The following is a 13022-nucleotide window of genomic DNA, read 5'->3' as shown; positions in this document are numbered from 1 at the left end:
GTTGGGGTGGGTTGGGGTGGGTTGGGGTGGGGGTGGCGTGGGGGTGTGGGTGGGGCTGGATTGGCGTGGACTGGCGTGGGCTGGACTGGGCTGGGCTGGGCTGGGCCGTGGCCTCAGAAGGTGAAGTTCTCGGCGTGGATGTGCTGTTCGGGCACTCCGGCCCGGATCAGTGCGGCCGTCGCCGCCTCGGCCATCCTGGGCGGGCCGCACAGGTAGACGTCGTGCTCGGCGAGGTCGGGGACGAGGTTGCGCAGGGCCTGGGGGGCGAGCGGGTCGAAGGAGGCGCCGGACGGGCCGAGGAGGTAGTGGAGCGCCGCCTGGCGGTCGGCCGCGATGGCTTCCAGTTCGTCCCTGAGCACCAACTGGGCGGCGTTGTTGGCGCGGTAGAGCAGCGTCAGGTCGCCCGGTCCGCCGGAGAGCGTCTCGAAGAGCGCCCGCATCGGCGTGATGCCGACCCCGCCCGCGAGCAGCAGCACCTTGCGGCGGGTACGGCGGTGCGCGGTCAGGGCGCCGAACGGTCCGGTGGCGAGCACCCTCGTACCGGGACGCAGCCGGCGCATCCGGCGGGTGTGGTTCCCGGCGGCCTTGACCGTGATGCGCAGCGTGTCCTCCCGTACGGGTGCGGAGAGCGAGAAGGGCAGCGCAGTGTGCCAGAGCCTGCGCTGCAGGAACCGCCAGCGGAAGAACTGCCCGGGCTCGGCCCGCAGTTCATCGAGCCCCGCACCCTGAATCAGCACGGACACGACCTCGGGCCCTTCCCGCCGTACCTCCGTGACCCGCAGCGCGTGCCGCAGCGCCTGCCGTACGGGGACGACGAGCCGGTACCAGACGAGCAGAGCCGCGACCGTGGTGTGCAGCAGCGTCCAGGTCCACGCGGCGAACTTGCTGCCCGCGATCTCGGGGCCGGCGAGCTGGTGGGCGAAGGCGAGTGCGGCGGCGAGGTAGGTGAGCAGATGCAGGGCGCGCCAGGTCTCGTGGGTGACGCGGCGGCGTACCGCGCGGGCGGAGGTGACGCCCACGGCGATCAGGAGTCCGGTGCCGAGGGTGGCGGCGGCGAGGGCCGGGTAGCCGAGCAGTTCGGTGCCGGCCGTCAGGAGGTCGGTGCCGCGGTGCACGGCGTATCCGCACAGGGCGAGCACGGTGTGCCCGACGCACAGGCTGAGCACCCAACGCCCGCCCCACGCATGCCACCTGGCCAGCCGGTCCGCGCCGACCCCGTGCTCGACGGCGGGGACGCGGGCCATCAGGAACAGCATGACGAGCACGCCGTATCCCGCGAGCAGCCCGGTGAGATGGGCCCCGGTCGCGAACAGCGCGTCCAGCCGCGCGGAGGGGTGCACCTGCACGGCCCAGAGGCCGGTGACGGCTACGGCGCCGGCGAGGAGGGCGGCGCGGAGATGGGCTGGGGGGATACGGAGGGGGGTGGCCGGGGTGGCCGGGCTCGGGGTCGCGCGCCTCGACGGCCGGTCGGACCGGGAGCGTGGCGGCCGGTCGGCCAGGGAGCGTGGCGGCTGTGCGGACGGTGGGTGCGGCGGCTGTGCGGACCGGGAGCGTGGCGGCTGTGCGGACGGTGGGTGCGGCGGCTGTGCGGACCGGGTCGGCCGCGTACCCGCGCTCTCCCGCTCGTCCTCCGCGTGCCCGAGCAACACCCGCAGCCCATGCGCGGCCACGGTGCCCAAGGCACGCGTACGCGGAACGCGCGGCGGGGAGGCAGGACGCGGCGGCACGGCAGGCTCGGCGACCGCCTGCCGCTGTTCCACCGCCTCGGTCTGCTCGAGATACGCGGCGAGCGCGGGGTACTTGGAAAGCCCGGTCGCCTCCGCCACGTCTGCGAACGGCACGTCCCCAACTGCTGCGTCAGTACTCACGGCGCCTGAACATAGGCGTTCCGGGCCCGGAGAAACACCTGGTCAGAGCCTTATCGGTGATCCTTAAGGTTGCTTTGAGGATCGGCTCAAGAGCGGTTAAGGACGCAGCGCCCGGTGCGGCGTTCTGCGCGTGCGGTTTCGTTGTGGGTCGGGGCCGGGGTGGGGTGCTTGCTCATTCGGGCAATGGCGCCCTTTCCGTGAAAGGTTGCCGTCTCCGACGGGGGTGCCCGAATGACAATGCACCCCACCGCGTCCCCTTACGCCGGTACGCGGCTGCCGGCCGGTGGGGTGTTCCGCTCGCGCGGTTGTCCCGTTCCGCTGTCACGCGGTTGACGGCCGGTGGGGGGTTCCGCTCGCGCGGTTGTCCCGTTCCGCCGTCACGCGGCTGACGGCCGGTGGGGTGTTCCGCTCGCGCGGTTGTCCCGTTCGGCCGTCGCGCGGCTGCCGGCCGGTGGGGTGTTCCGCTTGCACGGTTGTCCCGTTTCGCCGGTGCGCGGCTTTACGGCCGGTGGGGGCGCCGATACGCGGCCGCGCACCCCACCGGCGGTCAGACGCGCGACGGCGGAAGGGGACGGGTAGGGGTGCCTGTCATACGGGCACCCCCGACGTCGACGGCGCCCCTTCGCGGGAACGGTGCCATTGCCCGTATGACAGGTACCCCGGACCGGCACCGACCCCACGACGAAGCTGCGGGCGGCAGCGCAGGGGGCGGAGCCCCCGCCAAGGCACTATCAGGCAACGCACCCGCCCCCGCCACCACTCCCCTCACCCCGGCATCCACCTCACCCGCCCAACCCACCCCAGCCCCGAACCCACCCACCCCACACGCCACCCTGAACGGAAGGTCCACCTCCAGCCCGTCCGGCGCTTGAGGACATCCGAACGGAGTTCGGATCCAGGGGCCTGGGGGCGGAGCCCCCAGTTTCGGGAAGGGGCGAGTAGGGGACAAGGAGCCCGCCGCAGGCGCAACCGGGCCGCACCCGACAGCGAGACCGCACCCCAGCCGCACCCCGCAAGGAGACCCCCGCGAGCCGCCCGTCCAAGTGCGCTCCTCCGCTTCAGCCCCGTGCGGAACCGTTTGCGCGTATCCCTGCGTCTAGGGGGGCGTGCAGCGTCAGGGACTTGGCGGGTCGGCCGTCATCCGCTTTCGTGCGACAGGGGTCCTGCTCCTCGTCGCACATCTCGCTTTCGTCGGCTGGCTCACCTTGCGTCCCCTGGATGTGCCGTGGGTGACCGCGGCGAACCTGCAGCCGTTCGCGGGAATCAAGGCGGATCTGGCGCTCGGGCCCGCCCAGGCCGCGCGCAGGATCGGTGAGGCACTGCTGCTGCTCGCGCCGCTGGGCGTACTGCTGCCGATGGCAGGGGGACGGCTGCAGGCCTCGTCGCTCGGGTCGTTTCTGCGGACGGTCGCGGCGGGGGCGATGCTCTCCCTCGGGATCGAGCTGCTGCAGACCGCCGTACCGGGGCAGGTCGTCGACATCGATTCGCTGCTGCTCAACACCGTCGGTGTCGCCGTCGCGCATCTGGCCCTCGTCCCCGCCGCACGGGCCCGTTTTCGCCGCAGGCAGCGGCTGCCGGGGCGGCTGACCCTGCCCAGGGACGAGGCGTCTCAGGGGTCGACCCCGACGATTCCCAGGGTCGGGATCGCCCCGTAGCCTGACGTTTTGCGCCGTTCGCGACCGTAGCTTTGAAGTACACCGAGGCACCGACCAGGGAGCCTCAGCAACGGTTCGCGAAGGAGCCACCATGACCGCCCTTGCCCGCCCCCGTAACGGACGGATGATCGGCGGAGTGTGCGCAGCGCTGGCACGGCGCTTCGGCACCTCCGCGACCACGATGCGCGTGATCTTCCTCGTCTCGTGTCTGCTGCCCGGCCCCCAGTTCCTGCTGTACCTGGCGCTCTGGGCGCTGCTGCCCGCCGAGAAGGACTCCTTCCACAAGGACACGACCGCGCCTGCGTGGTAGCGGCCGGGGTCCGGGGACGGATCCTGAGCACAGAGCATGCGAAAGGGCGCCCGCCCGGAGTACGACTCCGGTGGGCGCCCTTTCCGCTTGGCCGGCGTGCGTCAGCCGCCGAGGCCCGGCAGGCCCGGGAGGCCGCCGACCGCGGGGAGACCCTGGACCGGCAGGCCGTTGGTGCTGACCGGCAGACCGTCGACCGGCAGACCGCCCGTCGGCAGGCCACCCGTCGGCAGACCGCCCACCGGCAGACCGCCGAGCAGGCCCGCGACCGGGTCGGTGTCCGCCGGCAGCGACTTCTCGAGGGTCGGCTTGGCAGTGCTCAGACCGTTCGTGAGCGCACCCTGCCCGGCGTCCACCGCCTCGCTCGCGCCCGGCAGGGTCTTGGTCACCTGGCCGACCGGAAGGTCCTGGGTGACCGCACCGACGGCCTGGGCGGGGTCCGGAAGAGCGGGAGCTGCCGACGCGGTGCCGGCCCCCGCTGCGGCGAAAGCGGCACCGAGGGCGGCGACACCGAGGGTCTTGGCAGACTGCTTCATGGTGAATACGTCCTTGTAGACGGGGAGTTCTTGAGCGGTCCCGCAAGCTATCGAGGCCCGCCGCGTGCCCGCAAACACCCCCAACGTATGAAAAGCGGCCGGGAATTGATCTTCCCGGCCGCTCCCCCGCACTCGGTTTTCGCCTGCTCAGCCCTCGGAACCGCTGGTCGCAGCGGTCTGCCGGAACAGCCACTCCGACTTGAGCTCGGCATAGCCCGGCTTGATCACGTCGTTGATCATGGCGAGTCGTTCATCGAAAGGAATGAACGCTGATTTCATCGCATTGACTGTGAACCACTGCATGTCATCGAGCGTGTAGCCGAAAGTACCGACCAGGTGCTCGAATTCACGGCTCATGCTCGTGCCGGACATCAGGCGGTTGTCCGTGTTCACGGTGGCCCGGAAGTGCAGCTTGCGCAGCAGCCCGATGGGGTGCTCGGCGTACGAAGTGGCCGCGCCCGTCTGCAGGTTGGACGTCGGGCACATCTCGAGCGGGATGCGCTTGTCGCGCACGTACGCGGCGAGGCGGCCGAGCTTCACGGTGCCGTCGTCGGCGACCTGGATGTCGTCGATGATCCGCACGCCGTGGCCGAGCCGGTCGGCGCCGCACCACTGCAGGGCCTGCCAGATGGACGGCAGGCCGAAGGCCTCGCCGGCGTGGATGGTGAAGTGGTTGTTCTCGCGCTTGAGGTACTCGAAGGCGTCGAGGTGGCGGGTGGGCGGGAAGCCCGCCTCGGCGCCCGCGATGTCGAAGCCGACGACGCCGAGGTCGCGGTAGCGGTTGGCGAGTTCGGCGATCTCCAGGGCGCGGGCCGCGTGGCGCATCGCGGTGAGCAGGGCGCCTACGCGGATACGGTGCCCGTTCTCCTTCGCGCGGCGCTCGCCCTCGCGGAAGCCCTCGTTGACCGCCTCGACGACCTCTTCGAGGGTGAGGCCCTTCTCCAGGTGCTGCTCGGGCGCGTACCGGATCTCGGCGTAGACGACGCCGTCCTCCGCGAGGTCCTCGGCGCACTCGGCGGCGACCCGGAAGAGGGCTTCCTTGGTCTGCATGACGGCGCAGGTGTGCGCGAAGGTCTCCAGGTAGCGCGGCAGCGAGCCGGAGTCGGCGGCTTCGCGGAACCAGACGCCGAGCTTGTCGGGCTCCGACTCGGGGAGGCCGTCGTAGCCCGTCTCGCGGGCGAGATCGATGATCGTCCCGGGGCGCAGGCCGCCGTCGAGGTGGTCGTGAAGCAGCACCTTGGGGGCCCGGCGGATCTGGTCCGGGGTCGGGGAGGGAATGGTCTGGCTCGTCATTGCCGCACTCTACCGCCTACGCGCGTAGAGCGCGCTGGTCCGTGCGGAATTCCTTCACCGCGGCGCCGGGGCCGCCGCGGTGTGACATCGGATGTCGATACGTAACAGTGACCCCCGGTAAAGGTTGCGTACACCCGCATTTCTGAGACTGTTCTGCCGTGACACAGCAAGCAATTCCGGGGCGTGAGGCCCGACTTGGGCGGGCCATCGGGCAGGAGCTGACGCCGGGGCGCGCGGTGGGCGGTGTGGTGCTGCTGCTCCCGGCCGGCGACGAGACCTCCACACGGCGGGCCCACCCGTTCGCGCTCGCCAACGTGCGCGCGCTCGGCCGCAGGCTGGCCCGCGCCGGGCGCGAGGAGGGCCTGGTCGCGCACGCCGTGCACTACCGGGCCCGGGGCTGGAACGGGGCGGACGCGGCGCCCGCCGCCGACGCGCTCTGGGCCGCCGACGAGGTCGTACGGCGCTACGGCGACGTGCCCGTCTGCCTCGCCGGGATCGACATGGGCGGCAGGGCCGCGCTGCACGCGGGCGGGCACAGTGCCGTCAACTCGGTGCTAGCGCTGGCTCCTTGGCTGCCCGAGAAGGATGTGGCGCGGGCGCCCGAGCCGGTGAAGCAGCTGGTCGGGCGGCATGTGCTGATCGCGCACGGCACCAATGACGAGCGGACGGATCCCGAGCTGTCGTTCCGTTTCGCCGAGCGTCTGAAGAAGGCCAACCGGGACACCGCACGCTTCGAGGTGCACTCGGACGGGCACGCCATGCTGCAGCACCGGGCGGAGGTGTTCGCGCTGGCGGTGGATTTCGTACGGGGGGCTCTGTTCGGGCAGCCGTTCGCGCGGCCGGTGGCGGACGCGTTCGCGGCGCCGCCGCCGTTGGGGTTGCGGATGCCGTTGGCTTCGGGGTTCGGGCGGGCGTTGATGCGGTGAGGCGGGGCGCGGCGCTGCGCGTGAGGGGCCGCTTCACGCAAGGGCCGCTTCACGCAAGGGCCGCTTCACGCAAGGAACCGCGTCACGCAAGGAACCGCGTCACGCAAGGAACCGCGTCACGCAAGGAACCGCGTCACGCAAGGAACCGCGTCACGCGAGGAGCCGCCCCCTCCTCGTCAGCAGGAACCGCTTGAACGCCGCCACCGGCGGTGTGTCCGGGTGGCCCTCGAGCCAGGCGACTCCGATCTCGCGGACCGCGCGCTGGCCCGTGATCGTCAGTTCCACAACTCCCTTGCGCGGTACGGCGGGTGGGGGCAGGAGGGCCACGCCCAGGCCGACCGCGACCAGGCCGCGCAGGGTTTCCGCTTCCTCGCCCTCGAAGGCGATGCGCGGGCGGAAGCCGGCCTCCGCGCACAGGTCGTCGGTGATACGGCGCAGGCCGTAGCCCGGCTCCAGCATGATGAAGGTCTCCTCGGCGGCCTCCGCGAGCCGGATGCGTTTGCGGGTCGCGAGGCGGTGGTCCTCGGGGACGACCAGGCGCAGCCGCTGCTCGTCGAGGCGGCGGGCGGCCAGGTCGGGGGCGTCGGGGACCGGCGAGGTGAGGCAGAGGTCGAGCTCGCCGGAGCGCAGGTGCTCCAGCATCCACTCCCCGTAGTTCTGGACGAGGGTGAAGCGGACCCGGGGATGGTCGGCGCGGAACTCGCGGATCAGGCTCGGCACCGTCTCCGAGCCCATGGTGTGCAGAAAGCCGAAGGCGACCTTGCCGGACTCGGGGTCGGCGTCCGCCCGTACCGACTCGGCCGCTCTTTCCACTTCGCCCAGTGCGCGCTCGACCGTCGAGAGGAAGGTACGGCCCGCCGCGGTGAGCGAGACGGTACGGCCGTGGCGGGCGAACAGGTCGACGCCCAGGTCGCGTTCGAGCCGGACCAGGGCGCGCGAGACCGTGGACTGCGGGACCTGGAGCTGGTGCGCGGCCCGCGTGACGTGCTCGGCGCGGGCCACCGCGGCGAAGTACGCGAGGCGGGGCGCGAGGATCGCGGACCAGGACTCGGGGTCGAGGTCCGCGAGGGCCTGGATGTCTTTTGTGTCACTGTTCAGTGACAGCCTCGCCTCTGACCTCTGCTCATGCACCATGGGAACGATTATGGCGAGTCCATGCATTGGACGCATGAATCGGGGCGGCCTAATTTCGGAGCATGCCTGCCGCCAGTAGCGGGGCATCCGCCCACCCTGCGGGTGCCCTCACCCCTGTGTCCCCTGCTCCGCTCCCTCAAGACACCCGGCTCGCGCCCGGCCTGCCTGGCTACCGCCGGATCAGCCTCGCGCTGTTCGCCGCCGGACTCGCCACCTTCGCGCTCCTGTACTCCACGCAGGCCCTGCTGCCCGCCATCTCGGGCGAGTTCGCGGTCACCGCGGACGACGCGAGCTGGACGGTCTCCGCGGCGACCGGGGCGCTCGCCCTCTTCGTCCTGCCGCTCAGCGCGCTGTCGGAGCGCTTCGGGCGGCGCACCCTGATGACCGTCTCGCTGAGCGTCGCCGTCCTGGTCGGGCTGCTCGTGCCGTTCGCGCCGAGCATCGGCTGGCTGGTCGTGCTGCGGGCCGTGCAGGGCGCCGCGCTCGCCGGACTCCCGGCCTCCGCGATGGCGTATCTCGCGGAGGAAGTACGGCCGAAGGCGCTGGTCGCGGCGGTCGGCCTGTTCGTCGCGGGCAACAGCATCGGCGGCATGAGCGGCCGTATCCTCGCCGGCTGGGTCGCGCAGGCCTGGGGCTGGCGCGCGGCGCTGCTCGCGGTGGGTCTGATGGCGCTGGTGTGCGGGCTCGCGTTCCGTGCGCTGCTGCCGAAGGCCCGTAACTTCCAGGCCGGTTCACTGAACCCGCGCGCCTTGTACGGGACGGTGCGCGGGCATCTGTCGAACCCGCTGCTCGTGCGGCTCTACGCGATCGGCGCGCTGTTCATGACCGTCTTCGGCGCCGTGTACACGGTGATCGGGTACCGGCTCGTGGGCGAGCCGTTCAACCTGCCGCAGGGCATTGTCGGTTCGGTCTTCCTGGTCTACCTGGTCGGCACGGTCTCCTCGGCCGCGGCGGGGAAGCTGGTGGGCCGGCTCGGGCGGCGCGGGGCGCTGTACCTGGCGGTCGGTACGACGACGGCCGGGCTGCTGCTCTCCCTCACGGACTCTCTCGCCGGCATCCTGCTCGGCCTTGTCCTGATCACCGCCGGGTTCTTCGCGGGGCATGCGGTGGCCTCCTCGTCGGTCAGCCGTACGGCGACCACGGGCCGCGCGCAGGCCTCGGCGCTCTACCAGTCCGCGTACTACATCGGCTCCAGCGCCGGCGGAACCCTGGGCGCGCTCGCCTTCCACGCGGGCGGCTGGCCGGCGACGGTCGCCCTCGGTCTGATCGCCGTCCTCGGTGTGGTGTCGGTGACGCTCTACGGGTCGCATGCGGCGCGTGTGGAGCGGCGGGTGCTCGTCGCGGCCCGGTAAGTCCGGTCTGCGCCGAACTCACGGGAATTTCCCTTGAATTGGCGTCGATTTCCGTACAACCAGGCCCACTTCAAAACCGTCCTACCAGCACAGAGCACATACTGCGCCGGAAGGGGACGACGGCCATGCGGAGAAAGACCCGGAGAGCAGCGGCGGCGACGGGGGTCGCGGCACTGGTGGTGCCGTTGAGCGTGGCGCTGAGCGCCGGCTCGGCGGCGGCCGCCACGTGTACGACGAGCACGGGCCCGTACCAGAAGCAGGTCGAGAAGTTCCTCGGCCTGAAAGTGGACGGGAAGCAGTCCTCGACGGACTGCAAGGCGATACGGGCTTTCCAGACGAAGCATCTGATCAAGCCGAACATCGGGTACGCGGGCCCTGTCACCTGGGGCGTGATGAACCTGATGAACAAGCAGAAGGCCGTGGGCAAGAACCCCAACGCGGCCGGCAAGTGCCCGACGAACAAGGGCCGAATAGCCTGCGTGAACCTCACGCTGCAGATCAGCTGGATCCAGGACGGTTCGAAGCTGAAGTACGGTCCCGTGCCGGTGCGGACGGGGCGCAACGGGGCGGAGACCAGGACCGGTTCGAAGAAGATCTACAGCAAGGTCCGCAACCACTGGTCGACGATCTACAAGGTGTGGATGCCGTACACGCAGTTCTTCGACCGCGGCATCGCCTTCCACCAGGTCGACAAGAGCATGTACGCGCCGCCCGGCTCGGGCGGGTGCGTGAACATGCGCAAGGCCGATGCCCAGGCGTACTGGAGCCTTCTGAAGAAGGGGGACGACGTCTACGTGTACGGGCGCAAGGCCGGCACGTGACGGATGCGTCCTGTCCCGTGCCGGCTGTCAAGGGATAGGACGGGTTTTCGCTGCTCACGGGCGATTGTCAGTGGGGCCCTGTAGCTTTCGAAGTGCCAGTGTCGAGGGCTACAGGGGTGAACCCAATGGCGGGATCGTCTGATCTGAGTGGTGCGGCAGGGACCAGGGGGGACTTGGACCTGCGGATGGAGAAGCACCGGACCGAGCTGACCGGCTATTGCTACCGGATGCTCGGTTCCGGCTTCGAGGCCGAGGACGCCGTGCAGGACACGTTCGTGCGTGCCTGGCGCGCGTACGACAAGTTCGAGGGCCGGTCCTCGCTGCGCTCGTGGCTGTACCGGATCGCGACCAACGTCTGCCTGGACATGCTGAACGCGGGCAACAAGAGGGCGCGTCCCATGGATCTCACCGAACAAGCGCATCAGGCGACCGCGGTGCTCAACGAGCGCTCGGAGATCACCTGGCTCGAACCCGTACCGGACGGCCGGGTGCTGCCGTCGTCGGCCGACCCGGCGGAGACCGCGGTGGCCCGTGAGACGGTGCGGCTCGCCTTCGTGGCGGCCCTGCAGCATCTGCCGGCCAAGCAGCGGGCCGTGCTGATCCTGCGCGAGGTGCTCGCGTGGAAGGCCAGCGAGGTGGCGGAGCTGCTCGACACGTCGGTGGCGTCGGTGAACAGTGCGCTGCAGCGCGCGCGGGCGACCCTCGCGGACACCGGCGGGGTGCGCGAGACGGAGACGATCGATCCGCTCGACGACGACCAGCAGAAGCTGCTCGACCGCTATGTGGCGGCCTTCGAGGGCTATGACATGGAGACGCTGACGTCCCTGCTCCATGAGGACGCCATCATGTCCATGCCCCCGTTCGATCTGTGGCTGGTCGGCCACGAGGACATCGTCAACTGGCATCTGGTGCAGGGCGCCAAGTGCCGCGACGGAAAGCTCATCGCGACGGTCGCCAACGGGACACCGGCGTTCGGGCAGTACCACCTCAACGAGGACGGTTCGTACTCGCCGTGGGCGCTCCAGGTCATCGAGATCACGGACGGAAAGATCTCGGGTCTCAACGCCTTCCTGGACACGAAGCGGTGGTTCCCGCTGTTCGGGCTGCCGGAGAAGCTGGAGGCGGGGGCGTAGGGGGCGGCCGCCAGGCGGGGGCGTAAGGGCCGGCCGACAGGCGGCTGCGTAGGGGCCGGCCGGCTCGGGGCGATGGGTGGACCGGGCGGTCGGGCTCGGTGGCCGAGCGGTCGGGCTCGATGGCTGGGCGGCCGGGGAGCGATGGGTGGGTCGGCGGGACCGATGAGTTTCCGGCGCTCGGGCGGTCTCCCTTGCATGACTGCCGTTGAGCCCCTCGTCGTCCGCCTTGCCGCGCCGCTGACCCGCGCCCAGGTCCCCCAGCTCTGTGAGCACCTGCGGGGGCAGCTGGAGCGGACCGGTGCGGCCGAGGTCATCGTCGACACGCATGCCCTCGACCACGCGGGCCAGGCGGACTTCGCGGTGATCGACGCCTTGGCCCGCCTCCGCCTGACGGCCCGCAGGGCAGGAGCCGGCACCCGCATCAGGGACCCCGGCCCGGCGCTGCTGCGGCTGCTCCAACTGACGGGGCTGGCCGAGACGTTAGGGGTGGTGGAACACCGAGGCAGAGAGCCGGACCCAGACCTGATCTAACCCCCACCCCCACCCGCACCCGCACCCGCACCCGCACCCGCAAACGAGAAAGGGACCCTTTGTCCTCAGGAACCGCCCCACATGGGCGCCTCCTGGGGGCAAAGGGGCCCCTTTTCGGTTACGCGATCCGGTCCAGCACGATCGGCGCAGGGACGAAGTCCGTGCCCGACGGGGCGATGTCCCACGCCGACGTCAGGGACTCGAGGGCGTACTCGAAGCGCTCCGGCGTATCCGTGTGCAGCGTCATCAGCGGCGCACCCGCCTGCACCGCATCGCCCGGCTTCGCGTGCAGCTCGACGCCCGCCGCCGCCTGCACCGGGTCCTCCTTGCGCGCACGGCCCGCGCCGAGACGCCACGCGGCCACGCCCACGTCGTACGCGTCGAGCCGGGTGAGGACACCCGAGGACGGGGCCGTCACCACGTGCTGCTCACGCGAGGTGGGCAGGGCCGCGTCCGGGTCGCCGCCCTGCGCGGCGATCATGCGACGCCACACATCCATCGCCGAGCCGTCGGCGAGTGCCTTCGCCGGGTCCGCGTCCTTGATGCCCGCGGCGTCGAGCATCTCGCGGGCGAGGGCGAGGGTCAGCTCGACCACGTCGGACGGGCCGCCGCCCGCCAACACCTCGACGGATTCCCGCACTTCGAGCGCATTGCCCGCCGTGAGGCCGAGCGGGGTCGCCATGTCGGTGAGCAGCGCCACCGTACGGACACCGCTGTCGGTGCCCAACTCGACCATGGTGGAGGCGAGTTCGCGAGCGTCTTCGATGTTCTTCATGAACGCGCCCGAGCCGACCTTCACGTCGAGGACGAGCGAGCCCGTACCCTCGGCGATCTTCTTCGACATGATCGACGAGGCGATCAGCGGGATCGCCTCGACGGTGCCGGTGACATCGCGCAGCGCGTACAGCTTCTTGTCGGCGGGCGCGAGACCGTCGCCCGCCGCGCAGATGACCGCGCCGGTCGAGTCGAGTACGTCGAGCATCTCGGCGTTGGAGAGCAGCGCACGCCAGCCGGGGATCGACTCCAGCTTGTCGAGCGTGCCGCCGGTGTGGCCGAGACCGCGCCCGCTGAGCTGCGGAACGGCCGCGCCGCAGGCCGCGACGAGCGGCGCGAGCGGCAGCGTGATCTTGTCGCCCACGCCGCCGGTGGAGTGCTTGTCGGCGGTGGGGCGGGAGAGGCTGTCCCAGCTCATGCGCTCTCCGGAGGCGATCATCGCGGCCGTCCAGCGGGCGATCTCGCGGCGGTTCATGCCGTTGAGCAGGATCGCCATGTTCAGGGCGGCCATCTGGTAGTCGGCGACCTCGCCGCGCGTGTACGCGTCGATGACCCAGTCGATCTGTTCCGGGGTCAGCTCGCCCTTGTCCCGCTTGGCTCGGATGACGGAGATGGCGTCCATGGGGTGCTTGGGTCCTTCCGTTGGTGCGGTTCGTTCGCTGGTGCGAGGTGGGTGGAGGCGCGAGGGGCTG

General features: G+C 71.0%; 12 protein-coding genes. 7 read left to right on the top strand and 5 right to left on the bottom strand.

What is annotated here, in order from left to right:
• Positions 1–113: 113 nt before the first annotated feature.
• Positions 114–1868, bottom strand: coding sequence for a ferredoxin reductase family protein (locus tag JAO81_RS19810; RefSeq protein ID WP_307813493.1), 1755 nt, complete (start codon positions 1866–1868; stop codon positions 114–116).
• 1106 nt (positions 1869–2974) lie between these two features.
• Here JAO81_RS19810 and JAO81_RS19805 point away from each other — a divergent pair.
• Positions 2975–3523, top strand: coding sequence for a VanZ family protein (locus tag JAO81_RS19805; protein ID WP_199549203.1), 549 nt, complete (start codon positions 2975–2977; stop codon positions 3521–3523).
• Between the two features lie 91 nt (positions 3524–3614).
• Positions 3615–3833, top strand: coding sequence for a PspC domain-containing protein (locus JAO81_RS19800; protein WP_199549202.1), 219 nt, complete (start codon positions 3615–3617; stop codon positions 3831–3833).
• Positions 3834–3934: 101 nt separating this feature from the next.
• On the opposite strand, the gene JAO81_RS19795 is transcribed toward JAO81_RS19800, so the two are convergent.
• Positions 3935–4366, bottom strand: coding sequence for an ATP-binding protein (locus JAO81_RS19795; protein ID WP_199549201.1), 432 nt, complete (start codon positions 4364–4366; stop codon positions 3935–3937).
• A gap of 147 nt (positions 4367–4513) precedes the next feature.
• On the bottom strand, positions 4514–5659 hold the full coding sequence (locus tag JAO81_RS19790) for an adenosine deaminase (RefSeq protein WP_199549200.1): 1146 nt from the start codon (positions 5657–5659) through the stop codon (positions 4514–4516).
• Positions 5660–5817: 158 nt separating this feature from the next.
• On the opposite strand from JAO81_RS19790, the gene JAO81_RS19785 reads away from it, so the two are divergent.
• On the top strand, positions 5818–6585 hold the full coding sequence (locus JAO81_RS19785) for a prolyl oligopeptidase family serine peptidase (RefSeq protein ID WP_199549199.1): 768 nt from the start codon (positions 5818–5820) through the stop codon (positions 6583–6585).
• A 150-nt stretch (positions 6586–6735) separates the two neighbouring features.
• On the opposite strand, the gene JAO81_RS19780 is transcribed toward JAO81_RS19785, so the two are convergent.
• Positions 6736–7719, bottom strand: coding sequence for a LysR family transcriptional regulator (locus JAO81_RS19780; RefSeq protein ID WP_199549198.1), 984 nt, complete (start codon positions 7717–7719; stop codon positions 6736–6738).
• A 62-nt stretch (positions 7720–7781) separates the two neighbouring features.
• Here JAO81_RS19780 and JAO81_RS19775 point away from each other — a divergent pair, with 62 nt between their 5' ends.
• From JAO81_RS19775 to JAO81_RS19760, 4 genes are all read left to right on the top strand, one after another.
• On the top strand, positions 7782–9071 hold the full coding sequence (locus tag JAO81_RS19775) for an MFS transporter (RefSeq protein ID WP_199549197.1): 1290 nt from the start codon (positions 7782–7784) through the stop codon (positions 9069–9071).
• A gap of 125 nt (positions 9072–9196) precedes the next feature.
• The gene (locus JAO81_RS19770) at positions 9197–9892 is read left to right on the top strand and encodes a L,D-transpeptidase (RefSeq protein ID WP_199549196.1); all 696 of its coding nucleotides are present in this window, start codon (positions 9197–9199) and stop codon (positions 9890–9892) included.
• A 125-nt stretch (positions 9893–10017) separates the two neighbouring features.
• Positions 10018–11025 (top strand): sigma-70 family RNA polymerase sigma factor, encoded by a 1008-nt coding sequence (locus tag JAO81_RS19765; RefSeq protein WP_199549195.1) that lies wholly within the window; start codon positions 10018–10020, stop codon positions 11023–11025.
• A 195-nt stretch (positions 11026–11220) separates the two neighbouring features.
• Positions 11221–11556 carry an STAS domain-containing protein gene (locus JAO81_RS19760; RefSeq protein WP_199549194.1) on the top strand — a complete coding sequence of 112 codons (336 nt, stop codon included), beginning with the start codon at positions 11221–11223 and terminating at the stop codon, positions 11554–11556.
• A gap of 118 nt (positions 11557–11674) precedes the next feature.
• Here the strand turns inward: JAO81_RS19760 and JAO81_RS19755 are convergent, their stop codons facing one another.
• On the bottom strand, positions 11675–12952 hold the full coding sequence (locus JAO81_RS19755; protein WP_199549193.1) for a thymidine phosphorylase: 1278 nt from the start codon (positions 12950–12952) through the stop codon (positions 11675–11677).
• Between the last annotated feature and the right edge of the window lie 70 nt (positions 12953–13022).

The sequence above is a fragment of the Streptomyces sp. N35 genome (assembly GCF_016464295.1).
In the GTDB taxonomy this organism is placed as follows: domain Bacteria; phylum Actinomycetota; class Actinomycetes; order Streptomycetales; family Streptomycetaceae; genus Streptomyces.
This window is presented reverse-complemented; position numbering and strand designations above follow the sequence as displayed.